The sequence below is a fragment of the Streptomyces xylophagus genome, from assembly GCF_000716435.1.
GTDB lineage: Bacteria > Actinomycetota > Actinomycetes > Streptomycetales > Streptomycetaceae > Streptomyces > Streptomyces xylophagus.
This window is the reverse complement of record NZ_JNWO01000013.1, coordinates 151,448-175,119: the sequence shown is the minus strand read 5'-3', so window position 1 is coordinate 175,119 and position 23,672 is coordinate 151,448. Positions and strand designations below refer to the sequence as shown.

The following is a 23,672-nucleotide window of genomic DNA, read 5'->3' as shown; positions in this document are numbered from 1 at the left end:
TCCGGGGTGGGGGTGGTGTCTTCGGGTGCGGGTGCGTTGTGGCTGGTCGCGCCCACGCGGCGGAGCCGCATATCGGCACAGCCCCGCGCCCCTAGGTGGGCTCAGGTTGGCGGGGTCAGTAAGTCGCCGGGATCAGCCCGCGAACCAGCGCACCGGTCCCGGTGCCAAGTTCTGGTAGACGTGCTTGGCCTCGCGGTACTCGGCGAGTCCGGAGGGGCCGAGCTCCCGGCCCACGCCGCTTTTTCCGAAACCGCCCCACTCCGCCTGCGGGAGGTAGGGGTGGAAGTCGTTGATCCAGACGGTGCCGTGCCGCAGTCGTCCGGCGACGCGGCGCGCGCGGCCCGCGTCGGCGGTCCAGACGGCGCCCGCGAGGCCGTACTCGGTGTCGTTGGCGAGCGCGACCGCCTCGTCCTCGGTGCGGAAGGTCTCGACGGTGAGGACCGGTCCGAAGACCTCCTCACGTACGACGGTCATCTCGCGGTGACACTGGTCGAGGACGGTCGGCTCGTAGAAGTAGCCGGTGGCGGGGCGTTCGGCGGAGGGGTCGGGGCGCCTGCCGCCGGAGCGCAGCACCGCGCCCTCGGCGAGGGCGCCGGCGACGTACGCCTCGGTCTTGGCGCGCTGCTGCTCGGAGACGAGCGGGCCGCACTCGACGCCGTCCTCGGTGCCGCGGCCGAGCCTGATCTTGGCGGCGCGGCGGGCGAGTTCGGCCACGAAGCGTTCGCGGACGGTCTCCTCGACGATGAGCCGGGAGCCCGCCGAGCAGACCTGGCCGCTGTGGATGAAGGCGGCGTTGAGGGCCTGGTCGACGGCGGTGTCGAAGCCCTCCTCGGTGGCGCAGGCGTCGGCGAAGACGACATTGGGGTTCTTGCCGCCGAGTTCGAGGGCGACCTTCTTCACGGTCACGGCGGCGGCCTGCGCCACCTTCGTGCCGCTGGTCAGGCCGCCGGTGAAGGAGACGAGGTCGACGTCGGGGTGCTCGGCGAGCCGGGCGCCGACCGTGTGTCCGGGGCCCGTGACGATGTTGGCCACCCCACTCGGCAGTCCCGCCTCGACGAGCAGGTCGATCAGGGCGATCGTCGTCAGCGGGGTGATCTCGCTGGGCTTGACGACGAAGGTGTTGCCCGCCGCGAGAGCGGGCGCGATCTTCCAACTCGCCTGGAGCAGCGGGTAGTTCCAGGGGGTGATCAGCGCGCAGACGCCGACGGGTTCGTGGACGACGACGCTGTGGACGTCGGGTGTGCCCGCGTCGACGACCCGGCCGGGGGCCTCGGCGGCGACGAGGTCGGCGAAGTAGCGGAAGGCGTCGGCGACACAGTCGATGTCGATCCGGCCCTCTTCGACGGTCTTGCCCGCGTCCCGGCTCTCCAGCAGGCCGAGCTGCTCGCGGTCGCGCACGAGCAGGTCGGCGACGCGGCGCAGCAGGGCGGCCCGCTCGGTGACGGGCGTGCGCGGCCAAACCCCCTCACCCGCGCCGCCCTCACCGCCGTCGAAGGCGGCGCGGGCGGCGGCGACGGCTATGTCCGTGTCCTTCTCGTCGCCCTCCGCCACCACGGCGAACGGCAGCGCGTCCGCGGGGTCGATGATCTCGCGGGTGGCCCCGGAGACCGCTTCCAGCCACTCGCCGCCCGCGTGAATGGTCTTCCGCGCCTGCTGTTCCGTACTGTCCGCCATGATCGGCATTGCCTTCCGTTCCTGTTCAGCGCCCCAGCGTCACCTAACTGTCGCTCTCGGGGACTGCGAGCGCCTGCCCGAGACGTCCGTATGCATGCGCGATCCATGGCCGAAAGTGGGCCGGGTCACTGAACATGGGAACAAAAGGCGACTAAACGGAACACCCGGCATCGGGCGGGCAGAACCAGCCCAGGGCCGTGCTGAGCACCTCCAGCTCGTCGGCCGTGCCGTCCGCGTCGGGGCCGTAGACGGCGATGGCGTAGTTCTTCCCGTCGGAGGCCACGAACCGCTCGTCGTAGACGTGCCAGGTGCCGATGTCGGGCTCGCCCCTCAGGGAGTCGGCGGTGTACTCCAGGCGGGAGGCGGTGAGGGTGCCGTCGTCCAGGTTCTCCAGGGCGATCTTCCGGAAACCCGGCGCCTTCGCCGTGCTGTCCGACAGGAACAGCTCGAACGAGGCCTCCGGGGACGACTCCGAGACCTGGTACACCTGCAAACGGTGCGTGGAGTCCGCGCTGCGGTAGTTGACCACCGCCATGCCGTACGACGATGGCGCCGTGGAGCGGGTCCAGCCGTCCGGGTAGGCGATCCGGAAGCGCTCGGGGTCCTCGTGCGCCTGATAGCCGGCGGGAAGTACGGGGGCGGAGGCGGACGGAGACGGGGACGCGGTCTCGGTGCCGACCGACGGGGACGGGGACGGTGACACATCCGTGGGCCCCGGCGACGTCGAACCGGCGGCGGCCGTGTGACCCCCCTTGCCGTCGCCGTCCCCCGAGTCCACCACCCGGGTGAGCACCAGGCTCACGACCACCCCGACCACCGCCGCACCGACGACCACGGACCAGACGACCCGCCTGCTGAACCCGGGGCGAGGCGGCGCGGCGGGCACACCGGTGCTGATCAACGGCTCCGGCGAGGGCCAGACACCGGTCCCCGTGTCGGCGCCGGTGCCGCTCGACGCGTGCCAGGTGTCAGCACCGGTGCCGCTCAAGCCGGGCCACGTGCTCGCCTCGGCGGGCCAGGGCACCGGTCCCGGCGGCGGGGTCGGAGGCAGCGTGGGAGGCGCCGTACCGGTGTCGTCCGGCACGTCCACAGCGGTCCACTCCGGTACGGAGTCCGGGAGCGACGGGGGCGGAGGCGTGGGCGTGGGTGGAGGCGTAGGCGGAGGCGTCACAGGGGCCGTCGGAGCCACCGGGCTCACCGGGCTCACCGCACCCATGCTCCCCGTGCTCCCCGCACCTCCCGCACCTCCCGTACCGCCCGCCCCCTCGCCGTCCTCCCAGCGCTGGGTCTCCTCGTTCCAGTAGCGCGGCCCCGGTCCCCCGCTCATCGCGTCCCTCTCCCCGACCCGCTCACAGTCCCACCAGCCCGGCCACCGCTCCGGCCGACGCGAGCACGGTCAGCAGGGCCTGTGAGTCGGCGAGCAGTTCCCGCAGGCGCTCGCGGCGCGTCGGGGCCGCCTGTCCGGTGCGGGTGATCTCGTCCTCCGTGTCGGCGAGCGCCGCGTCCAGCGCCGCCGTCTGGTCCGTCCCGCGCACCCGGGCGAGATCGGCACGCAGTTCGCGTACGGCTTTCAGCAGCTCCTCGGCCGCCTCGTCGCGCTGCGGTGCCGTGCCGTGGTGGCTGACGGCCTGCGCGTGGCTGCCGACGGCGAAGGTGCTGTGGGAGACGTTCCCGAAGTTGACGTTCGGCTCATCCGTTGCCATCGGTGGCGGGTCCCTTCGTCGAAGTCGTGCTCGAAGTCGAGGTCGTGGTGTGGGTGGAGGCGGCGGACCCGTGATCGCCGACCACGAAGGTGCTGCCCTCCACCTTGTCCGCGTGGACGGTGTTGTTGCTGATGTTCGTGATCTTCTGGACGAACTCGCCCGTCAGATAGCCGGCTTCGGCGAGCGCGTTCCGCACCCCGTTGGCGACCCGGTCCTGCACGTTGCGCAGATACCGCTCGACGTCCATCTCCTGGAACGTGGACCCGGCCGGCGCCGACCCCAACTCCCGTACGGACAGGGCCGGTCCGTCGGGCAGCGCGCCCGCGTACCCGCCGGTGAGCAGCCGCCAGCCGTAGAGCACGCTCCGGCCGAGGACGACGACGGAGCCGACCAGGGAGCCGGGCACCCGGGCGAGCCCCCAAGCGGCCTTGCCGAGCGCGTTGTTGTGGCGGAAGCGGTGGGCCGTACGGTCCGCGTTCTTGAAGTCCTCGCGGACCGGCAGCAGGACGTGCGGGGCGATCTCCAGGGTGAGCATGCGGCCCTGGGTGTGGATGCGCACGAACACCGTGACGACCAGCTCCTCCTCCCAGCCACCGACGCGGACGCGCAGGAAGTGCCGCCGCTTCTCGGCGCCCTCCTCGACCGCGCGCGCCCGGTGGTCCTCGAAGGCCTGCGGGTAGTACGGCGCCTCCTCGCGCCGCAGCAGCCCCTCCGCGGGCAGGAACACGCACTCGTCGATCTCCAGCCAGCGCAGCCGGTCGCGCCCCAGGTGCGCGGAGTGGTCCGCGGGGAACCGCAGTTGGGCCAGCAGGGGGCGGATCGTCTCCAGGACCGTGCGGTTGCTGATCGGCCGCTGTTCCTTCTCGGGATCGGGCCGGAGTTCGACCGCGAGCACCCAGGTCTCCTCGGGCACGCCGGCCCCGCAGAACGGACGGGCCTCGTGGTACATGACCAGCGGCGCGTGCTGTTCGATCCGGACCCGGTCCCTGAGCCGCCGGAAGCGCTGCCCCTCGCTCTGCTCGGCGGGGTCGCTCGCGGCGTCCGGGAAGCGCTGCGGAGACAGTTCGGCGGCCAACGCCCGGGCGAACCGGTCGCGTTGGGCAACCAGGCAGAGCGCGATCAGCGCGAACAGGACGAGGGTGAGCCAGGCCTGCCAGGGCCTGATCGTGCTCGCGAGGCCATCGAGGCTCGGCACCAGCAGGTCGGAGGGGCTGGACGAACCGGAGGCGCTGTCGCCGTAGACACCGGACGAGCCGTAGGAGTCGTAGGACGAGCTGTACGTGGGCGTGTCGTCGCCGCCGCCGAAGGCCGCGATCACGGTGATGACCAGCAGGAACGCGAACATGAAGCGGCCCCACCAGCGGAACAGGAAGGCGGGTACCAGCCGGTACAGCGGCGGGTGCGCGGCCCGGCCCCTGATCCAGCCGCCGATCGCGAGGTAGAGCCCGGGGACCAGGAACAGGACCGGCAGACCGCCGCCGAGCGCCGAGCCCACCACCCACAGGCCCAGGATCGCCCCGGCCCACTGCAGCTCCTGGCGGCGGGCCCGCAGCGCGTGGGCGAGGACGCGGGCCGCGTCGAAACCGAGCGAAGGGGCCACGATCCGCTGTTCGTTGAGGTGCAGTTCGTCGATGACCCGGTCGCGGTACCCGGAGTCCAGATACGTCCCCGCGCACAGCAGCCGAGTGGCTTCGCTGGCGTGCGGCGGGGTGGGCGGCGGTCCCGGTGGGACCCCTGTGGTGGTGGCCGGCTGTGGCTGTTGCGGCACGTAAGCGGTACTCACGCGACTCCCCCGATGCGTGGACTGACTCCGCTGAACAACGTGGTCCCAGCGGCTAATTGACAAAGAATCAGCATAGAGGGGCCAGGGTTTCCCTGCACTGCCATGGACGCCTTCGACTCCTTTGACTAAGGTCAAAGAAATATGGAGCCAGTCACGGACGAGGACGTCTCGGCCTTCCGCCGCTTCAACCGCTACTTCACCCGCCGCATCGGCGCGCTCGACGACCACTACCTCGGCCAGGACCGCCCCCTCGGTGAGGCCCGGCTGCTGTTCGAGATCGGTGACGGCGTCTCGCTGCGGGAGCTGCGCGGACGGCTCGCCCTGGACGCGGGTTACCTGAGCCGGATGGCGAAGTCCCTGGAGGCGCAGGGCCTGGTCCGGCTGACCGTGCCCCCGCACGACACCCGGCTGCGCCTGATCGAACTGACCCGGGCAGGCCGCGTCGAACTGAAGGAGCAGAACCGCCGCGCCGACGCCCTCGCGGCCGGCCTCCTCACCACCCTCACCCCACCCCAACGCACCGAACTGACCAGGGCGTTGGCGACCACCCAGCGCCTGCTCCGCCTGGCCGGCATCACGATCGCCCTGGTCGACGGCGCCGCCGAGGACGCCCGCGCCTGCCTGGACGCCTACGCCGCCGACATCGACACCCGCTTCCCGGAGGGCTTCGACAAGACGGATCTCGTACGGCCGGAGGAGGTCACCGGGGACGCGGGCGCGTTCTTCGTCGCGTACGAGGAGGGGCGGCCGATGGCCTGCGGGGCGCTACGGACCCTGGAGCCGGGCGTCGGCGAGATCCGGCACGTCTGGGTGCACCCCGCCGCCCGCCGCCTCGGCCTCGCCCGCCGCATCCTCACGGAACTGGAACGGGCCGCCGTGGCACACGACTTCACCGTCGTACGACTGGACACGCACGCGGTGCTCACGGAGGCGCAGGCGATGTACCGGGCGTGCGGGTACGCGGAGATCCCGGCCTACGTCGACCACGTCTACGCGTCCCACTGGTTCGAGAAGCGACTGACCGGCGCCCGCTGACACCTCGACCGCACCGCCACACGTACTATCGCGTCCGGCGAAGAACGCGTACTATCGCGTCCATCTCACCCCTGAGCATCAACTCCCCACGCATGCACCCCAGTTGAGGAGCCACCCGTGCCCACCGCCCTCCTGAATCCCGTCCTCGACCTCGTGACACTCCGCGCCGTCGTCACCGCCGCCGAACCGATCACCGCCCGTATGCGCCGGCTGCGCATCGAGGGCGACGGCCTCGCCGGACTCGACGTCCGACCCGGTCAGCAGGTACGCGTGCTGGTGAGCGGCCTGACCCTGCGGACGTACTCCGTGTGGCGCCACGATCCGTCCGGTGCCGTCGAGTTGTGCGTGCTGGACCACTCCGAGGGGGGACCCGGGGCGCAGTGGGGGAAGAGCGTCGGCGTCGGCGACCAGGTGCGGCTGCGCAAGCCCGAGGGCGCCTTCACGCTCCGACCCGACGCCGCCCACCACGTCTTCGTCGGCGAGGAGACGGCGTCCGTCGCCTTCGGCGCGATGCTGGGCGCGCTGCCCGAGGGGGCGCGGATCTCCGGTTGCGTGGAGACGGAGAAGGACGAGGACCGACTCCCGGTGGCCCACTCCGACCGCCTCAACTGGCTGACCAGGGGCGGGACTTCGCTCCCGGACGCGGTTCGGCAGCTCGCGCCGGCTGCGGGCGGCATCGCGTACGTCGCCGGGGAGGCGCGCACCGTGCAGCAGGTCCGGCAGGTCCTCGTAGGGGAGTTGGGGTGGGAACGGCGGTCCGTCCTGACCAAGCCGTTCTGGGCGCCGGGGAGGCGGGGCATGGATTAGGCCCCGCTCCGGCAGGAAAACCGGAGCGAGGCCCGTGAAAGCTCGTGACCGAGCCCTCAACTACCCGTAGGAGGTGCTCAGATGAGGCCGAGGGAGCGGACCGCTTCGCGCTCCTCCTCCAGCTCCTTCACCGACGCGTCGATGCGGGCGCGGGAGAACTCGTTGATGTCCAGGCCCTGGACGATCTCGTAGACGCCGTCCTTCGTGGTGACCGGGAAGGAGGAGATGAGGCCCTCCGGGACGCCGTAGGAGCCGTCCGAGGGGATGCCCATGGAGGTCCAGTCGCCGTCCGCCGTGCCGTTGACCCAGGTGTGGACGTGGTCGATGGCGGCGTTCGCGGCGGAGGCCGCCGAGGACGCGCCGCGGGCCTCGATGATCGCGGCACCGCGCTTGGCGACGGTCGGGATGAACTCCTCGGCCAGCCACTTCTCGTCGTTCACGGTCTCGGCGGCGTTCTTGCCGGCGACCGTGGCGTGGAAGATGTCGGGGTACTGGGTGGCGGAGTGGTTGCCCCAGATGGTCAGGCGCTTGATGTCGGCGACCGTGGTGCCCGTCTTCTTCGCGAGCTGGGTCAGCGCGCGGTTGTGGTCGAGGCGGGTCATCGCGGTGAAGCGGTCGGCCGGTACGTCCGGTGCGGCGGCCTGCGCGATGAGCGCGTTCGTGTTGGCCGGGTTGCCGACGACGAGGACCTTGATGTCGTCCGCGGCGTTGTCGTTGATGGCCTTGCCCTGCGGCTTGAAGATGCCGCCGTTCGCGGAGAGCAGGTCGCCGCGCTCCATGCCCTTGGTGCGGGGGCGGGCGCCGACGAGAAGGGCGACGTTCGTGCCGGCGAAGGCGACGTTCGGGTCGTCCGTGATGTCGATGCCCTGAAGGAGCGGGAAGGCGCAGTCGTCGAGCTCCATCGCCGTGCCCTCGGCGGCCTTGAGCGCCGGGGTGATCTCCAGGAGACGCAGCTTGACCGGCACGTCCGCGCCGAGCAGCTGGCCGGAGGCGATGCGGAAGAGCAGGGCGTAACCGATCTGGCCGGCCGCGCCGGTGACGGTGACGTTCACGGGAGTGCGGGTCATGGCGTTCTCCGTTATGACAGCTGGCGGTGGGGCGGCACTGCCCCGGGGTGCGAGACGTACAAATGATCGATCTCTTGGCGTCAAGAGATCCACCGGTCAGGCTATCGCGCATCCGCGATCCCGGGTTCCCGGGTCCGTGTGGCCCACCCCACAGCGTCAGGACCGGGGCACGGAAAAGGCGGCCGTCCGGCTCGGGAGAGGAACACCGGACGGCCGCCGTGGGGGTACCGGGTCAGCCGGACTCCCGTGGGGGTGAGCTTCGCCTGCCCCGGTCCGGAGCGGGCATTCCCCCGTTCACCGAATCCCCACATGCACGGCCTAGGTCGTGCACCCCTTCTGCCCCGACGCCAGCGTCACGCAGGCCTTCGCCTCGCCCGCGTCCTTCACGGCCACCATCGGGGTGTACGCGATGTTGTCGCCGGTCGCCGTGATGCTGTCGGCCTCTTTCACCGTGCCCGCGCTCACCTGGACGGAGTCCCCCTGCACCCCCGCGGTGATACGGCCCCAGGCGGCGCCGCAGGTCTTGCTGTAACGGACCTCGACGACGGTCGTGCCGACGGTGGCCGTCTTGGCCGTCGTCACCGCGCCCGCGTCCGTGGTGCAGCCCATGGCCTCGGCGTCCTTGCCGGTGCAGCCCGCGCCGACGCACTTCACTCCGGCCGGCAGGTCGGGGTTCGTGCTGATGGACGGCGAGGCCGAGGTGTGCGTGGCGCCGGTCTTCTTGTCCCCGCCGCCCGGGCGGGTGAACAGGAACACGGCCGCGATCACCACCAGCACCCCGACGACCCCGGCACCGAACATCAGCACCCGCCGCTTGGCACCGCCACCGCCACCGCCGGGCGACCCGGCTCGGGGCGCCGACGGCGGTTCCCCGAACGACCCGGACGGACCGAAGGACCCGGCTGCCACAGACGAGCCGGACGAGCCGGACGCCTCCGGTATACGACCCGGCCGGCCGGACTGCGCCGACTCCGGCCCGGCCCCGACCGACGCGGACCCGGACGACACCGCCGCGGAACCGCCCCCGCCGCCGGACTGCGCGGGGCCCGCATACCCGGCCATCCCCCACGAGTTGCCGACCTTGGAGACACCTTCGTGTACGTCGCTGTCGGGCGCCGTCGGCTGCGGCGGCACCGTCGGGGACACGCCCGCCGGACCGGCGATCCCCGGGGTCGCGGTGACACTGCCGCCCTTGCGAGCAGTCTTGCCGGTCTGCGCCTTTCCGCTGCCGGGTGCGCTCGCCGGGGGCGCCCCGAACTCCCCTAGCGCGGCACGCGCCTGGGAGATCCGGATCGCCTCCATGGTCATGTCGTGGCGCATCTCCGAGCGGCTCCAGGCGCGCTCGGCGAGCTCCCACATCGTGGTCAGATGAACGGGATTGGTGCCGGTGACCTCGGCCAGGGCGACGATGGCGCCCTTCGGTGCGAGGAGCCGGCCGTTGAGATAACGGTCCCAGGACGTCTTGCTGTAGCCCGTGCGGTCGGCCACCGCCGCGATGCTCAGGCCGCTGCGGTCCACCAGCCTGCGCAGCTGGCTGGCGAACTCCCTGACCTGCGGATCGAGTTCATCCGGCAAGGCCCTCCAACGAGGCATTGCTTCCCCCCTCATTCCCCCTGCTGCGTACTGACTGCTCCCCCACGCTCACATCGCTCGTACCCTTGATGCCCTGTGCCCTGAATTGCCCACGCTAACGCTGCTGTTGGTCGTCTTCGTTGCATATCCGCAAACTTGTCAATACATCGCCGCAAGAGCCACGACTCCCACGACAGCCGTGAGAAGCAGGAAAAGCAACAGCACCAACGCGTACCGGAGCAGCCGTCCACCGGGCCCGGACCCCTGCTCCTTCTCGGGCGGCGTGTCCCACCACGGCAGGGTCGGATCGTCCCGGTACTCCTCCCCGCCCTCCCCGCCGTCCACCCGTTCCGGGACCGTCGCCGGGCGGGGCCAGGCCTGGACCGCCAACTCCCAGCGGACACCGATGCGTTCGGGGTCGACACCGGCGACCCGGCACAGGGCCACGACGGCCTGCCGGGGCGGGGGCTGGGTGGCGTTGAGATAGCGGTGCCAGGAGGACTTGCTGTACGCGGTGCGCGCGCCGAGGGCGACCAGGCTCAGTCCGGTGCGGTCCTTGAGGAGACGCAGGTGCTCCACGAAGTGCCGTACCTCCGCCGGCAGATCGTCCGGCAGCGGCTGCCAGCCGCCCATCGCTCCTCCACCGCCCGCCTACTCACTCGCCCGCCCCACTTGCCCGTTCCGAGCGAAATGACGACACCGGAAGGGGAACGGTTCCGTCATCGTGATGTGGTGCGCGCCCCGTAGCGAAACGGTCACCTCCCTGCCACAGCGCACCGACAGCCGTTGAACAGCACCCGCACAGCACGGCAGCCTGAATACAGACGGCGGCGCGTCCTTGCTCGGGGGAGAGGACGGGCCGCCGTCGTGCGTCACGAACTGCGGGGCACGGAAAGCCGGTTCGGCACCGGACGACGTTCACCGCTGCGGCGCGGTCGGCCGTATGGTGCGGGGCTACTACAACTTGGATCAGCAACTGCCACGGAGCATGGTGTTCGCTCACCAGGAGCCCCCTCCCGGAACGATGACAGCCTGCCGGCCGTGAGCCGCCCAGGACCGGGACCCGGGCGGCCCGTCACGCCATGCAGGGCGAACGTTGCCTGGTGCGGCGCTAGTTGCTGTTGACCGTGTAGTGCAGCGTGTCCTTGAGGTACGGGATCGTCAGCCATGGCTTCGGCTGGGCCATCATCGCCAGCAGGACGATCGCGAGGCCGAGGACGGCGTAGGTGACGATGTCGGTGAAGCGGGAGCGGACGGCGAGCATGCCGACGTCCGGGACCACCCAGCGCAGCACCGCTCCGGCCAGCAGGGCGGCGCCGATGAGCAGGGTGCCGTAGCGGAAGACGTCGAAGGCGGTCAGGAGGAGGCCGAGGCCGACCGTGCCCAGGACGGCGAGGATCGGCCACTGGCGGGCCGGGGCCGGGGCGGCGCCGGACGCGGCCCGGCCGCCGCCCTCGGGGCGGGCGGTGTCCCGGGTGAAGAGGGGGAAGCGGCGGGTGGTGCGGCGCGGGGTGCCGTCGGCGTCGGGGGCGCTGACGGGGTCCGTGACCTCGATGTCGTCCGTGTCCTCGGTCTTACCGGGGTTGTTGTCAGGCGACACTGCGCTCCGCCGCCTCGACCACGTTGACGAGCAGCTGGGCGCGGGTCATCGGGCCGACTCCGCCGGGGTTCGGGGAGATCCAGCCGGCGACCTCGGCGACGCCCGGGTGGACGTCGCCCACGATCTTGCCGTCGGCGTTCCGCGAGACACCGACGTCGAGGACGGCGGCGCCGGGCTTCACGTCCTCGGGCCGGATCAGGTGGGCGGAACCGGCGGCGGCGACGATGATGTCCGCGCGCTTGAGGTGCGAGGAGAGGTCGCGGGTGCCCGTGTGGCACTGGGTCACGGTCGCGTTCTCGCTGCGCCGGGTGAGGAGGAGCGGCATCGGGCGGCCGATGGTGACACCTCGGCCGACGACCACGACCTCGGCGCCCTTGATCTCCACGCCGTAGCGACGGAGGAGGGTGAGGACGCCGTTCGGGGTGCAGGGCAGCGGGGCGGGCTCGTTGAGGACGAGCCGGCCGAGGTTCATCGGGTGCAGCCCGTCCGCGTCCTTGTCCGGGTCCATCAGCTCCAGGATGCGGTTCTCGTCGATGCCCTTGGGGAGCGGCAGTTGGACGATGTAACCGGTGCAGGCCGGGTCCTCGTTGAGTTCGCGTACGACCGCCTCGATCTCCTCCTGCGAGGCGGTGGCGGGCAGTTCGCGCTGGATGGACGCGATGCCCACCTGGGCGCAGTCCCGGTGCTTGCCCGCGACGTACTTCTGGCTGCCGGGGTCGTCCCCGACCAGGATCGTGCCGAGGCCGGGCGTGACGCCCTTCTCCTTCAGCGCCGCCACGCGGGCGGTCAGATCGGACTTGATCGCGGCTGCGGTGGCCTTGCCATCGAGAATCTGGGCGGTCATGGACCCATCCTCGCGGATGACGCCCTCATGGTTCCAATCCGGGTACACCTCGGGTGTATCGCCATGATCACTGATGTTGCACTTACACAACACCTATGGAATGCCGCTGGACAAAAACCAGCCGCGGCTAGAACGATGAACGCCGCAGTACTGCGGTAGGTGTTGGGGGGCAAACCGCTCATGTTGTGACGTACCTCCGCGCAATCCGCATCGTCCCCGCATTGCCGACGGAGGAAATCCCGCATGAGTTACGACCCGAACAACCCGTACGGGCAGCCGCAGAACCCCCAGCAGGGCTACGGCCAGCCCCAGGGCCAGCCCGGTTACGGCTACCCGCAGGGCGCCCCCCAGGGCGTCCCGCCGCAGCAGGGCTACGGCTACCCGCAGCAGCCCGGCTACCCCGGTTACCCGCAGGCCGGTTACGGCGCGACCCCGCCGTACGCGAACTGGGGTCAGCGCTTCCTCGGCACGCTGGTCGACGGACTCGTCTTCCTGGTGCCGTACATCCTGGTCATCGTCAGCCAGGGCAAGGGTGTGCTGCTGGCCATCGGCGCCATCGTTCTCATAGGCCTCGCCATCTGGCAGCTGATCAACGAGGGCCGCACCGGCCAGACCGTCGGCAAGAAGGCGCTGGGCATCCGCCTGGTCCGCGAGAGCGACGGCCAGCCCCTCGGCGTCGGCATGGCGTTTGTCCGCCGCCTCGCCCACTTCCTCGACAGCCTCGCGTGCTACCTCGGCTGGCTGTGGCCGGCGTGGGACGCGAAGCGTCAGACGTTCGCCGACAAGATCTGCGGTTCGATCGTGATCCGCACGCAGTAACCAGGACCGCAGCAGGACTTTCCCCGGGGCCGTGTCACCACGTGGTGACACGGCCCCGGGGCGTTTCCCAGCCCTGAAGTCCCGCCGATTCCCGGCCTACGGCACCCGGTTGCGGGACCCCGAAGAGGCGTCGGCCCGTGGACGTCAGCCCGTGGGCGTGCCGATCTGGTCGCGCTCCAGGGCGGAACGCAGCTCCGAGAGGGCCTGCGCGGCGGCCGTCATTTGGGACGCCTTGAGCGCGTCCGCGGTCAGCTCGGCCAACCTCTGGGCAAAGGTCACTTCTGCCGCGTCGACCAACTGCCGGCCGTCGTCGGTCAGGGCCAGCAGCGAGGACCGGCGATCGGACGGATTCGGCTGCCGGAGGGCCCAGCCCTGCTTTTCCAGACGGTCGACGGTCTTGCTGGTCGCCCCGATGCCGATCGCGAATTCGGCGGCGAGGTCCGCCACGCGGGACCCAGGGTGGTCGCGCAGGTAGCGCAGGGCCTCGTACTGCGAGGTGACGATCCCGTGCCGCTCACGGAGCCGGTCGTTGAGGGCGTTGTACAGCCGCGTCTCGCATCGGACCAGGTCGGAGAAGAAGCCCGGGAGGTCGACCGTCGCACCGCTCGCTTTGGATGTCACGGCATACAGTCTACTTACATGCCAAGGCATATAGTGCTGCGGAAGTTACTTACGGCAGGAGAACGAGGATGAGCAAGGACCAGCGAGCCCAGATCGACGCGCTGCTGCGCCGGCCGCGTCCCGAAGGCCCCCGGTCGGTCGACGAGATCCGCGCTGGATTCGAGGCGCTGATGGCACAGATGATCGTGCCCGACGGCATCCGCACCGAGCGGACAACGCTCGGCGATCGCCCCGCACTGCGTGTCGAGCCGGACAACGGGCCGCCCGGCAGCGGGCCACGCGCCGGGACGATCCTTTACTTCCACGGTGGCGGCTGGGTGTACGGCTCCCCCGAGAGCGCGCTGACGCTGACGGGACACCTCGTCGCCAAGACCGGCTTCGGGGCGTACTCGGTGGACTACCGGCTTGCTCCCGAGCACCCGTTCCCGGCCGCGATCGAGGACACGCTGAGCGCCTACCGTGCCCTCCTCGACAGCGGTCAGGACCCTACGGCCATCGTGTTCGCCGGGGACTCGGCCGGCGGCGGCCTCGCCATCACGACCTGCCTGGCCGCCCGCGACGCGGGCCTCCCGCTGCCCGCGGCCGTCGTGACGTTCTCCCCGGGCCTCGACGCCACCCGCACGGGCAGGAGCATGGACACCAAGAAAGGCATCGACCCGATCCTCACCCGCGAGTCCATGGAACACACCGGAGCGATGTACCTCGCGGGGCAGGACCCACGCCAGCCCCTGCTCAGCCCGGCCGTCCTCGCCGACCTGGCCGGCTTCCCCCCGATGCTCATCCAGGTGGGCACCAACGAGATCCTCCTGGACGACTCCACGCGGCTGGCTGCGCGGGCGGCGGCAGCGGGAGTGGACGTCATCCTGGACATCACCGCAGATGTGCCGCACGTGTTCCAGTCGTTCGCGGGGGTCCTCGACGAGGCGGACCGGGCGCTGGAACGTGCGGCGCTGTTTCTCACGCAGCACGTCCGGGTCCCCGAGGCGGCTGCGGCTCCTGGCTTCAGTTAGCCGATCCAGTGGACGAACGGCGCCCAGGCGAGAGCGGGGATGAGCAGCGCAGGACCGTGCGGGACCTTGGAGTCCCGGACGGGGACGACGCCGGGGAGGTCGTCGCGGACCTCGACGCAGTCACCGCCAGTGCCATTGCTGTAGCTGCTCTTGCGCCAGAGCGCGGAGCTCAAGTCAATCTCGTGGCTTGCCATTTCGATAGTCCTCTGCCGCAGTCTCGATCATCGACAGGGACGCCTCAGGCGACAGTGCGACGGCCCTGAGCAGATCGTACGACTCCCGGTAGTCCATCACGAGCGCCGGATAGTCGATCAACTGGCCGCTGTGAAGGCTCTCGACGTACACGAGTGGAGGCGCGTCCACGAACGTCATGAACTTGGCCATGCCCATCATGAACGCGTGGGCGGAGGCGGTTTCCGGAACGAGCTGCAAAATGGAGCGCGTCTCCCTGACCATCTGCGCGATGTGGTCGAGCAGTTCTGCCATCTGTTCGTTGGGCAGCACCCGGCGGTGGATCAGCGACTCGTCGACGATCGCCCAGAACTTCGGCGGGGCCTCCGAGTCGAACAACTCCGCCCGTTTCATCCGGGCGGACACCAACTCCTCGACCTCCGCGTCGAAGGCCCGGGGCATTGCCGCGCGAACGATCGCCCGCGCATACGGCGCCGTTTGAAGGAGTCCAGGCACCAGCATCGGCGCCCATTCCTCGATCGTTGCCGCATGCTTCTCCATCTCGGCGACATCCGCGAAGTACTCCGCATGCCCCGACTGCTTCGCCTTCCTCGCGTCTTCACAACGCCGCTCGAAAAAGCCGTCCGTGCCGAGCTTCTTGTCGACGTGCTGGGCGAGATCCAAGGGCATCCGCCGTTCACCCCGCTCGATGAGGCTCAGAAACGGGACGCCGCGATAGCTTCCCTCCGCCAACTGTTCGAGCGTGAGGCCGGCTTGTTCCCTTTTGAAGCGCAACTCGGCGCCATAGAAGGAAGGGACATTCGCCGACGCGTCGGTGTCCTTGCGTGGGGGCACAACTCACCACCGCCTTTTGCCAGTTCCCGGGTGCAACCCAAAGCACTGTCACGGTACGAGATTCCGCGCCACTGTGTGAGCAATTCGTCACAGAGAGAGGCGTACGGCAATGATCAGTCCCTACTCCCACGAGGCCAACAGCGAAGTGGCCGAACTCCAGGCCGCGTTGGCGGCGAACGGAATCACCTTGCCGTCCCTCAACCTCGACCTTCCCTCGGTCGTCCAGAGTTACGGCCCCCCGCTCGTCGAACTCGGCAACTGCAACCTCGACACCGCCCGCGCCCTCACCGCCGCCCTCCGCAAGGCGGCCGGCCGGTGACTCCGCTCGCCCTGGAACTCCTCGCCGTCCCCAAGGCCGTGCCGGAGGCCCGCCGTGCCGTACGTGAACACCTCGGCGTCCCGTGTCCCGAAGTCCAGCTCTGTGTCAGCGAGTTACTGACCAACGTCATCCGGCACCTCGGCGAGGGCACCCCGGTGACCCTCCGGGTGACATGCGAGGGCGGCCGTACCCGAATCGCCGTCACGGACCCGGAGCCGTACGCCTGGCTCGTCGTGCGCGCGGCCGGGACGGACGACGAGCACGGCCGCGGTCTGCTGCTGCTCGACGCACTCGCGGTGCGCTGGGGCGTGGAACAGGGGCCGGAGGGCAAGACGGTGTGGTGCGAACTGCCACCGCCGTCCGAACCTGCCCCGGCCCCTGATCCATCCAAGGTCAGTGGAAGAAGTGCCGCGTCCCCGTGAAGTACATCGTGACGCCCGCCTTCTTCGCGGCCTCCACGACGAGTTCGTCACGGAGTGAACCACCCGGCTGCACCACGGCCTTGACGCCCGCCTCGGTGAGGATCTCCAGACCGTCCGGGAACGGGAAGAACGCGTCCGACGCCGCGAACGAACCCCGCGCCCGCTCCTCGCCCGCCCGCTCGACGGCCAGCCGTGCCGAGTCCACCCGGTTGACCTGTCCCATGCCGACGCCGACCGACGCGCCGTCCTTGGCGAGCAGGATCGCGTTGGACTTCACCGCGCGGCAGGCCTTCCAGGCGAACGCCAGGTCGGCCAGGTCGGACCCGGAGAGCGCCTCGCCCGTCGCCAGCGTCCAGTTGGCCGGGTCGTCGCCGTCGGCCTGGAGGCGGTCGGCGACCTGGAGCAGCACGCCACCGTCGATCGGCTTCAGCTCGACCGTGTTCGACGGGCCGCCCGGGGTCTTGAGCACGCGGAGGTTCTTCCGCTTGGCGAGGATCTCCAGCGCGCCCTCCTCGTAGTCGGGCGCGACGATGACCTCGGTGAAGATCGGGGCGACCTGCTCGGCCAACTCCTTCGTCACCGGCCGGTTGACCGCGATCACCCCGCCGAACGCCGACAGCGGGTCACACGCGTGGGCCTTGCGGTGCGCCTCGGCGACATCCGAACCGACCGCGATACCACAGGGGTTGGCGTGCTTGATGATCGCGACACAGGGCTCGGCGTAGTCGTACGCGGCCCGGCGCGCGGCATCCGTGTCCGTGTAGTTGTTGTACGACATCTCCTTGCCGTGCAACTGCTCGGCCTGGGCCAGGCCACCGCCGCTGCCGTTCACGTAGAGCGCGGCCGGCTGGTGCGGGTTCTCGCCGTAGCGAAGGGTGTTCTCCCGCTCCCAGGTGCCGCCTAGGAAGTCGGGGAACTGAGAGTCGTCCACGGGCGCGTACTCGCTCGCGAACCAGCTCGCCACCGCCACGTCGTACGACGCCGTGTGCTGGAAGGCCTCGGCCGCGAGCCGCTTGCGCGTGCTGAGGTCGAAACCGCCGGTCTGTACGGCGTTCAGGACGTCGGCGTAGCGGGCCGGGCTGGTGACCACGGCGACCGACGGGTGGTTCTTGGCGGCGGCGCGGACCATCGACGGGCCGCCGATGTCGATCTGCTCGACGCACTCGTCGGGGGACGCGCCCGAGGCGACCGTCTCCCGGAACGGGTAGAGGTTGACGACCACCAGGTCGAAGGGGGCCACACCCAGCTCGTCGAGCTGCTGCCGGTGGCTCTCCAGGCGCAGGTCGGCGAGGATGCCGGCGTGCACCTTGGGGTGCAGGGTCTTGACCCGGCCGTCCAGGCACTCGGGGAAGCCGGTCAGCTCCTCGACCTTGGTGACGGGGACACCGGCGGCGGCGATCCTCGCGGCCGTGGACCCGGTGGAGACCAGCTCCACGCCGGCCTCGTGCAGGCCGCGCGCCAGCTCCTCCAGGCCGGTCTTGTCGTAGACACTGACCAGCGCGCGACGGATGGCTCGCTTGTTGCTCTCGGCGGTCACTGGATAACTACCTTTCGTCCCTCGATGCGATAGCCGTTGCGGGCCAGCCGCCCCACGACATCGACGAGCAGCGTTCGCTCGACTTCCTTGATGCGCTCGTGCAGAGCGCTCTCGTCGTCCTCGTCCCGGATCTCCACCACGCCCTGAGCGATGATCGGTCCGGTGTCGACGCCGTCGTCGACGAAGTGGACGGTGCAGCCGGTGACCCTGGCGCCGTACGCGAGCGCGTCCCGTACGCCGTGGGCTCCCGGAAAACTGGGCAGCAGGGCGGGGTGCGTGTTCACGACCCGGCCGCCGAAGAGGGCGAGGAACTCCTTGCCCACGATCTTCATGAACCCGGCCGACACGATCAGGTCGGGCTCGTACGCGGCGGTCGCCGCGGCCAGGGCCGCGTCCCACTCCTCGCGGGTCGCGAAGTCCCTCACCTTGCACACGTAGGTGGGCAGTCCGGCGCGCTCGGCGCGGGCCAGGCCCTCGATGCCCTCGCGGTCCGCGCCCACGGCCACGATCTCGGCTCCGTACGCCTCGCTGCCGACGGTCTCGATGGCGTCGAGGAGCGCCTGCAGATTCGTACCGGATCCGGAGACCAGCACGACGAGGCGCTTGGCCACGGGCTTGGCGGCCACGGCGGGGCCCTTTCTCGGGGGGGCGGGTCGTCAGGTCGACTCGTGTGTCCACTCGTACGTCCGCTCGTGCGTTCATACGAATGCTTCGCGCCCCGGGATACGGGGAAGTCTACGAAGCGGCCGACCGTCAGCAACGATACCGGCACACCGGACAGCCCCCACGGGACGGGGGCGTGGCCGGAAGGTAGCGTCTGGGGAGAGCGGGTTCGGGAACGCCGTTGTCGTGCGAGGCGTTCACGTACTACCGGCTCATGTCGGAGAGACGTATCCACCAAGCACATCCACAAGGGGAAGACGCTCATTTGATGCCGGACCGCAGTCTGCGACTTCTCACGTTCCCGCCGCAGTCCGTGCTGCTCCGGGAGCGGCCCTCGTCGCCGCCCGACGCACCCTCGGAGGGAAAGAGCGGTGCGGGGCAGGACGACAATCCGTTCGCGCCGCCGCCCGAGGGCACGCCGGACCAGCCGTGGCAGCCGCGGCGTCCCGAGGGCGGCAAGGGGTCCGACGGCTCGTCCGGTGACGGCGGTCGTTCGCCGTGGGGCAGTCACTGGAGCGACCAGCAACCGGGACGTTCCTCCGGCAACTTCGGCGACCGACCCGGCGGCCCGAGCGGACAGGGCGGTCCCGAGGGTCCCGGCGGCGGTCCCGGCCAGGGCGGCATGCGCTGGGACCCGACGGACCCGGCCCAGCGCCGCGCCCGCTACTCCCTGCTGAGCGGCATGTGGGCCTTCTTCTTCGCCCTCTTCAGCTGGCCGTACGTGGCCCTGCTGCTCGGCGCGCTCGCCATCTACTGGGGCGGCAGCGCCCTGCGCGCCAAGTCCCGCCCGGCTGACCCGGACACCCCGGCCGTGCCCGAGGCGCAGGCCCGCCCCCAGACGACGGCGGCGGTGAGCGGCCTGGTCACCGCGTCCCTCGCCATCGCCCTGGTCGCCGCGATGTTCGCCGCGCAGCTGGCCTACAGCGACTACTACACCTGCGCCAACGACGCCCTCACCAACGAGGCCAAGCAGTCCTGCAACCAGCTGCTGCCGAAGGATCTGCGGGGACTGCTGGGCACCGCCAACTGACGGACAACGCCGGTCAGTTCGACTCCGGTCGGTCCAGGAATTGTTGTGGGTCCTCGGATTCCTGCCGTTCCGGGGATTCCTCCGGCTCCGGCGGAGTGGACGCCTCCTTCAAGGCCGCCCAGCGGGCCTCGCGGGGGGCGTTGTCGTACCAGGGGGTGGAACTGGGCATGGGCTCCGACGGCACGTCGACGGGCAGGAAGTCGTACGGGTCGAACGTGGAGTCGTGGTCGTAGGCGATGTACGGCTCCTCGACGGGCGGCGGGACCGGGACGACCGGCTGCGCCGCTTTCGGCTTGCGGGTGAACCAACTCCGGCCGACCGTGAACGACATCCGGAAGCGGCGCCCCTTCGGAGCGTCTGGCACCGGTGCGACCTCGACCCCACCCACTCGCGGCTTCCCGATAGTCGAGGTCTCGGTAGTCGAGGTCCCGGTAGTCGGCGTCGGCACCCGGGGTGCCCGCAGCCGCCACGCCCGTAGCCCCAGCGCCGTGGGCACCGCCACCGCCGCGAGCCAGGCCAGCGCCGCTCCCCCGGTCTGCCACCACACCGGCCCGAACCGCGCGAGCGCGGCACCTCCGAGCGGCCCGCCGGACAACTCCGCGAGCAGAGCCAGCGCTACGGCACACAGGGCGGCGGCGAGCAGCGCGGTGGCGGCGGTACGGCCTGGCGCCCAGGGGGCCGCCGTCGACTGTTGACGGAGTCCGGCACCGACCGCCTTCCGCTTCCTCTCCTCCGCCAACTCGCCCCCACCATCGGCCCGTTGGCCCACCGCGACCCTCGCCACGAACCATCCCGCCGTCACCCCGGCCGCCACGGGGATCAGCCCCGCCAGCCAGTTCAGCGGCGTTCCGGCGCCCGCGTCCGGGACCGCCGCGAGCAACGGGAACGGCGGGAGGAGAGGGGCCGGTGCCGAGGAGAGCGGGGCGACGGTGTGGCTGACGCCGAGGGCGAAGCCGGGGCCGAGGCTGTAGGACGCGGACCACACCGCCGCGTTCGGGATCAGCGCGAGGCAGAGCAACAGGACGGCGAACCGGCCCGACAGCCCCTCCGTCAGCTGGAGGAAGGACGTCCGGGCGACCCCGCCGTGCCAGGCCAGGGACGCGCCGAGCAGCAGGGCACCGCCTCCGACGAGCACCGCCGTACCCAGTCCCGCGGCACGCGCGGCGGTGCCGATCCGGGCCCGGGACTCGCGGGCCTCCGGGCCGAGGACGAGCCGCCGTAGCCCGGCCGGCAGCAGGATCAGCACGCTCAGCACGGGTTCACGGGGGCGCCCGTACGCCGTCCACACACCGGAGCCGGCGGCGCCCGCGGCGAGCAGCGGCAGACAGACCGCCGTCCAGCTCCAGGAGGGGGCGAGGTCACCACCGGAGGCGTAGAGGGCGGCGGCCGTACCGACGCCGAGGTAGCCGAGGGCTACGCCGGTCCAGGCCGTACGGGCCGGCACCGGCGGAATGTCGGTGTCCTCGTCCGCCCCGCCCAGCACCGCGTCCCGCGCCGCGCGGTGCAGCAGCCACACCGGCAGCACGAGGAGGAGCAGCGGGGTGACGCCCACGGGGGCGGGGACTCCGGAGAGGGTGTCGGTGCGGACCAGTTCGACGCCGTGCGCGAGGAGCCACAGGGCGGCGGCGGTGTGCAGGGCGCCGTCGGGCCCGCTGTCGGGGTACGGCGAACTGATCCACAGCACCATCACCAGCACGGCGAACGACCCGAGCCCGAGCCCCGCCGCGACCGCACCACCCAAGAGGCTGGCGGCCAGTCCGGGGGATCGGTCGCGCATCCGGGTGAGGAGGGGCGACAACGACGGTCGGCGGTGGGTCATCGGCATCACGACCGCCATGCTCCCAACGACACGCGCTTTCTCGTCGTAACAGGCGATCCTCCGAAGTGTCGCTCAATATACGTTTATGTACTTTTCCGTACGAAGGGGCGTCCGGTGACGCAGAACCCCGCAACCCCGCTCCCTCCTCCCAAGGAACGCCGACGCCTGCGCGAGACAGGCTCGCTGACGCAGGCTCAGGTCGCCGAGCGGATGGGCGTCAGCCGCGCGACGGTGCGTGCGTGGGAGACCGGCCGTACGACACCACGTGGCCGGAAACGGGAGGCGTACGCGACATTGCTCAACAGCCTGAGCGAAGAAGAGACCGTGACGGAACCTCAGGAGGAGCCGCAGGCCACCGTCGTCGACACCCCAGAACCCGAGGCGGTACCGGCGAGCGAACCGGTACTGGTGCCCGTACCGATCGAGGAACCGCCCCGCGTACCCCTGACGCCCGCTCAGGCCTTCGACGCGCTCTACGCGTTCTGCGCACCCGCCCTCGTACGGCAGGCCTATCTGCTGACCGGGCGGCGCGAACTGGCGCGGGAGTCCGTGGAGCGGGCCTTCCAGGTCGCCTGGCAGCGCTGGCCCGAGGTGGCGGTCGACCGCGACCCGGCCGGCTGGGTCCGCTCCGTGGCCTACGAACACGCCCTCTCCCCCTGGCACCGTTTCCGCCCCAGATACCGCCACCCGGAACCCCCACCCCCGGACTCCGCCGACCGCGCCCTGCTGACGGCACTCCTCAAACTCCCGCCGTCGTACCGCCGCACGCTTCTCCTCTACGACGGGGTCGGGCTCGGTCTCGCGGAGACCGCGGCGGAGACGGAGGCGAGCACGCCGGCCGCGGCGAACCGGCTGCTGCACGCACGCGAGGCCGTCGCCGCGCAGTTGCCGGAGCTGTCGGACCCGGGCGAGTTGCACCGGCGGATGACCGAACTGGCCTCCACGGGGCGGCTGCACGCGGCCAAGCCGCCGGTGGTTCGTTTCGTGGGTGAACGCCGGACCGTGTTCTGGACCCGGGCGGCGATCGCGTTCACGGTGGCGATCATCGGGGCGACGACGTTCACGCTGCGGGTTGCGCCCACGCATTACGAGCCGCCGGTGCCGTTGGGGGAACGGGTGGAGGGGGTGCCGACGCGGGTGGTGCAGGGTTCTTTGTCCGAGGAGGAGGTCGCCCTACGGGACCGTTTGCGGAGCGGGATGACGAGCGGGCCGGAACGGATGGTGCCGATCAGTCGGTGAGTTGTCGGCTGCGGGCCGGTGGGGGCTGGTCGCGCAGTTCCCCGCGCCCCTGAAACGCAGGTGGGTTTTAGGGGCGCGGGGAACTGCGCGACCAGCCACGACGCACCCGCACCCGACCGACAACGCATCGGTGGGCCCGCTCCAACCCACGGAGCGAGCCCACCAACGTTCAGCTAGGTACCGGTCAGCCGGCGAGGATCTCCCGCGCCAGCTTCGCCGTCTCGGTCGGCGTCTTGCCGACCTTGACGCCGGCGGCCTCGAGGGCCTCCTTCTTCGCGGCAGCCGTACCGGAGGAACCGGAGACGATGGCACCGGCGTGGCCCATGGTCTTGCCCTCGGGCGCGGTGAAGCCCGCGACGTAACCGACGACCGGCTTCGTCACGTTCTTCGCGATGAAGTCCGCGGCACGCTCCTCCGCGTCGCCACCGATCTCACCGATCATCACGATCAGGTCGGTGTCGGGGTCGGCCTCGAACGCGGCGAGCGCGTCGATGTGCGTGGTGCCGATGACGGGGTCGCCACCGATGCCGACGGCGGACGAGAAGCCGAGGTCACGCAGCTCGTACATCATCTGGTACGTCAGCGTGCCGGACTTCGAGACCAGACCGATACGGCCCGGCTTCGTGATGTCGCCCGGGATGATGCCGGCGTTCGACTGACCGGGGGTGATCAGACCCGGGCAGTTCGGACCGATGATGCGCGTCTTGTTGCCCTTCGCGACCGCGTACGCGTAGAACGCGGCCGAGTCGTGGACGGCGATGCCCTCGGTGATGACGACCGCGAGCGGGATCTCGGCGTCGATCGCCTCGACGACGGCGGCCTTGGAGAAGGCCGGCGGTACGAAGAGGACGGATACGTTCGCGCCCGTCTTCTCGATCGCCTCGGCGACCGTGCCGAAGACCGGGATCTCGGTGCCGTCGACGTCGACGGACGTGCCGGCCTTACGGGGGTTGACGCCACCGACGATGTTGGTGCCGTCGGCCAGCATGAGCTTGGTGTGCTTCATGCCCGTGGAGCCGGTCATGCCCTGGACGATGACCTTGCTGTCCTTGGTGAGGAAGATAGCCATGGCTGTTTTGTCC

The 23,672-nt window shown here is 70.7% G+C and carries 25 protein-coding genes; 9 read left to right on the top strand and 16 right to left on the bottom strand.

Translation table 11 applies throughout. From position 1 onward, the window contains the following. Positions 1 to 132: 132 nt before the first annotated feature. Together OO70_RS28120 and OO70_RS28115 are read right to left on the bottom strand one after the other, a co-directional pair. Positions 133 to 1,674, bottom strand: a complete 1,542-nt coding sequence (locus OO70_RS28120) for an aldehyde dehydrogenase family protein (protein WP_043677257.1) — start codon at positions 1,672 to 1,674, stop codon at positions 133 to 135. 151 nt (positions 1,675 to 1,825) lie between these two features. Then, a complete protein-coding gene (locus tag OO70_RS28115; RefSeq protein ID WP_043677254.1) occupies positions 1,826 to 2,476 on the bottom strand; it encodes a hypothetical protein in 651 nt (216 codons plus the stop codon). Between OO70_RS28115 and OO70_RS54745 the strand changes: the two genes are divergently transcribed. After that, positions 2,460 to 2,978, top strand: coding sequence for a hypothetical protein (locus tag OO70_RS54745; RefSeq protein ID WP_158711524.1), 519 nt, complete (start codon positions 2,460 to 2,462; stop codon positions 2,976 to 2,978). The two genes, OO70_RS28115 and OO70_RS54745, sit on opposite strands and share 17 nt — an antisense overlap. Positions 2,979 to 3,023: 45 nt before the next feature. Here OO70_RS54745 and OO70_RS28110 read toward each other — a convergent pair whose 3' ends face one another. Both OO70_RS28110 and OO70_RS28105 read right to left on the bottom strand, forming a co-directional pair. Next, positions 3,024 to 3,377 carry a hypothetical protein gene (locus OO70_RS28110; protein WP_043677085.1) on the bottom strand — a complete coding sequence of 118 codons (354 nt, stop codon included), beginning with the start codon at positions 3,375 to 3,377 and terminating at the stop codon, positions 3,024 to 3,026. Further along, positions 3,364 to 5,160, bottom strand: a complete 1,797-nt coding sequence (locus OO70_RS28105; protein WP_043677083.1) for a hypothetical protein — start codon at positions 5,158 to 5,160, stop codon at positions 3,364 to 3,366. Before OO70_RS28105 ends, OO70_RS28110 begins: the two co-directional genes overlap by 14 nt. Positions 5,161 to 5,301: 141 nt before the next feature. Between OO70_RS28105 and OO70_RS28100 the strand changes: the two genes are divergently transcribed. Together OO70_RS28100 and OO70_RS28095 are read left to right on the top strand one after the other, a co-directional pair. Beyond that, positions 5,302 to 6,195, top strand: coding sequence for a bifunctional helix-turn-helix transcriptional regulator/GNAT family N-acetyltransferase (locus OO70_RS28100; RefSeq protein ID WP_043677080.1), 894 nt, complete (start codon positions 5,302 to 5,304; stop codon positions 6,193 to 6,195). Positions 6,196 to 6,312: 117 nt separating this feature from the next. Continuing rightward, on the top strand, positions 6,313 to 7,002 hold the full coding sequence (locus tag OO70_RS28095) for a siderophore-interacting protein (protein ID WP_043677077.1): 690 nt from the start codon (positions 6,313 to 6,315) through the stop codon (positions 7,000 to 7,002). A gap of 77 nt (positions 7,003 to 7,079) precedes the next feature. Here OO70_RS28095 and OO70_RS28090 read toward each other — a convergent pair whose 3' ends face one another. From OO70_RS28090 to OO70_RS28070, 5 genes are all read right to left on the bottom strand, one after another. Next, the gene (locus tag OO70_RS28090; RefSeq protein ID WP_019055650.1) at positions 7,080 to 8,069 is read right to left on the bottom strand and encodes a malate dehydrogenase; all 990 of its coding nucleotides are present in this window, start codon (positions 8,067 to 8,069) and stop codon (positions 7,080 to 7,082) included. Between the two features lie 318 nt (positions 8,070 to 8,387). Further along, positions 8,388 to 9,644: a helix-turn-helix domain-containing protein gene (locus tag OO70_RS28085; protein WP_043677074.1), complete on the bottom strand. Its 1,257-nt coding sequence runs from the start codon at positions 9,642 to 9,644 to the stop codon at positions 8,388 to 8,390. A 156-nt stretch (positions 9,645 to 9,800) separates the two neighbouring features. Next, complete coding sequence (locus OO70_RS28080; RefSeq protein WP_043677072.1) at positions 9,801 to 10,274, bottom strand: helix-turn-helix domain-containing protein; 474 nt, start codon at positions 10,272 to 10,274, stop codon at positions 9,801 to 9,803. 478 nt (positions 10,275 to 10,752) lie between these two features. Continuing rightward, a complete protein-coding gene (locus OO70_RS28075; RefSeq protein ID WP_051741678.1) occupies positions 10,753 to 11,241 on the bottom strand; it encodes a DUF3017 domain-containing protein in 489 nt (162 codons plus the stop codon). Continuing rightward, positions 11,231 to 12,085, bottom strand: a complete 855-nt coding sequence (locus OO70_RS28070) for a bifunctional methylenetetrahydrofolate dehydrogenase/methenyltetrahydrofolate cyclohydrolase (protein ID WP_043677068.1) — start codon at positions 12,083 to 12,085, stop codon at positions 11,231 to 11,233. The genes OO70_RS28075 and OO70_RS28070 overlap by 11 nt, the downstream gene beginning before the upstream one ends. Before the next feature lie 243 nt (positions 12,086 to 12,328). Between OO70_RS28070 and OO70_RS28065 the strand changes: the two genes are divergently transcribed. Further along, entirely contained in the window at positions 12,329 to 12,904 is a 576-nt protein-coding gene (locus tag OO70_RS28065; RefSeq protein ID WP_043677066.1) for an RDD family protein, read from the top strand. 144 nt (positions 12,905 to 13,048) lie between these two features. On the opposite strand, the gene OO70_RS28060 is transcribed toward OO70_RS28065, so the two are convergent. Next, complete coding sequence (locus OO70_RS28060) at positions 13,049 to 13,525, bottom strand: MarR family winged helix-turn-helix transcriptional regulator (protein WP_043677063.1); 477 nt, start codon at positions 13,523 to 13,525, stop codon at positions 13,049 to 13,051. A 68-nt stretch (positions 13,526 to 13,593) separates the two neighbouring features. Between OO70_RS28060 and OO70_RS28055 the strand changes: the two genes are divergently transcribed. Continuing rightward, positions 13,594 to 14,535, top strand: a complete 942-nt coding sequence (locus tag OO70_RS28055; protein ID WP_043677062.1) for an alpha/beta hydrolase — start codon at positions 13,594 to 13,596, stop codon at positions 14,533 to 14,535. Here the strand turns inward: OO70_RS28055 and OO70_RS28050 are convergent. Beyond that, positions 14,532 to 14,729: a DUF397 domain-containing protein gene (locus tag OO70_RS28050; RefSeq protein ID WP_043677060.1), complete on the bottom strand. Its 198-nt coding sequence runs from the start codon at positions 14,727 to 14,729 to the stop codon at positions 14,532 to 14,534. The genes OO70_RS28055 and OO70_RS28050 overlap by 4 nt on opposite strands. Then, positions 14,710 to 15,561: a helix-turn-helix domain-containing protein gene (locus tag OO70_RS28045; protein ID WP_043677058.1), complete on the bottom strand. Its 852-nt coding sequence runs from the start codon at positions 15,559 to 15,561 to the stop codon at positions 14,710 to 14,712. The genes OO70_RS28050 and OO70_RS28045 overlap by 20 nt, the downstream gene beginning before the upstream one ends. Positions 15,562 to 15,670: 109 nt before the next feature. Between OO70_RS28045 and OO70_RS28040 the strand changes: the two genes are divergently transcribed. Both OO70_RS28040 and OO70_RS28035 read left to right on the top strand, forming a co-directional pair. After that, positions 15,671 to 15,880: a hypothetical protein gene (locus OO70_RS28040; protein ID WP_043677056.1), complete on the top strand. Its 210-nt coding sequence runs from the start codon at positions 15,671 to 15,673 to the stop codon at positions 15,878 to 15,880. Next, on the top strand, positions 15,877 to 16,302 hold the full coding sequence (locus OO70_RS28035) for an ATP-binding protein (protein ID WP_043677055.1): 426 nt from the start codon (positions 15,877 to 15,879) through the stop codon (positions 16,300 to 16,302). The genes OO70_RS28040 and OO70_RS28035 overlap by 4 nt, the downstream gene beginning before the upstream one ends. On the opposite strand, the gene purH is transcribed toward OO70_RS28035, so the two are convergent. Next, a complete protein-coding gene (gene purH, locus OO70_RS28030) occupies positions 16,274 to 17,839 on the bottom strand; it encodes a bifunctional phosphoribosylaminoimidazolecarboxamide formyltransferase/IMP cyclohydrolase (protein ID WP_043677053.1) in 1,566 nt (521 codons plus the stop codon). The two genes, OO70_RS28035 and purH, sit on opposite strands and share 29 nt — an antisense overlap. Further along, the gene (gene purN, locus OO70_RS28025) at positions 17,836 to 18,465 is read right to left on the bottom strand and encodes a phosphoribosylglycinamide formyltransferase (protein WP_043677052.1); all 630 of its coding nucleotides are present in this window, start codon (positions 18,463 to 18,465) and stop codon (positions 17,836 to 17,838) included. Before purN ends, purH begins: the two co-directional genes overlap by 4 nt. Before the next feature lie 305 nt (positions 18,466 to 18,770). Here purN and OO70_RS28020 point away from each other — a divergent pair, with 305 nt between their 5' ends. After that, on the top strand, positions 18,771 to 19,532 hold the full coding sequence (locus OO70_RS28020) for a hypothetical protein (protein ID WP_043677050.1): 762 nt from the start codon (positions 18,771 to 18,773) through the stop codon (positions 19,530 to 19,532). A 13-nt stretch (positions 19,533 to 19,545) separates the two neighbouring features. On the opposite strand, the gene OO70_RS28015 is transcribed toward OO70_RS28020, so the two are convergent. Next, complete coding sequence (locus OO70_RS28015; RefSeq protein WP_051741677.1) at positions 19,546 to 21,369, bottom strand: cell division protein PerM; 1,824 nt, start codon at positions 21,367 to 21,369, stop codon at positions 19,546 to 19,548. A gap of 96 nt (positions 21,370 to 21,465) precedes the next feature. Here OO70_RS28015 and OO70_RS28010 point away from each other — a divergent pair, with 96 nt between their 5' ends. Beyond that, positions 21,466 to 22,590: a helix-turn-helix domain-containing protein gene (locus OO70_RS28010; protein ID WP_043677048.1), complete on the top strand. Its 1,125-nt coding sequence runs from the start codon at positions 21,466 to 21,468 to the stop codon at positions 22,588 to 22,590. Between the two features lie 184 nt (positions 22,591 to 22,774). On the opposite strand, the gene sucD is transcribed toward OO70_RS28010, so the two are convergent. Further along, the gene (sucD, locus tag OO70_RS28005; protein WP_019055633.1) at positions 22,775 to 23,659 is read right to left on the bottom strand and encodes a succinate--CoA ligase subunit alpha; all 885 of its coding nucleotides are present in this window, start codon (positions 23,657 to 23,659) and stop codon (positions 22,775 to 22,777) included. Positions 23,660 to 23,672 lie beyond the last annotated feature (13 nt).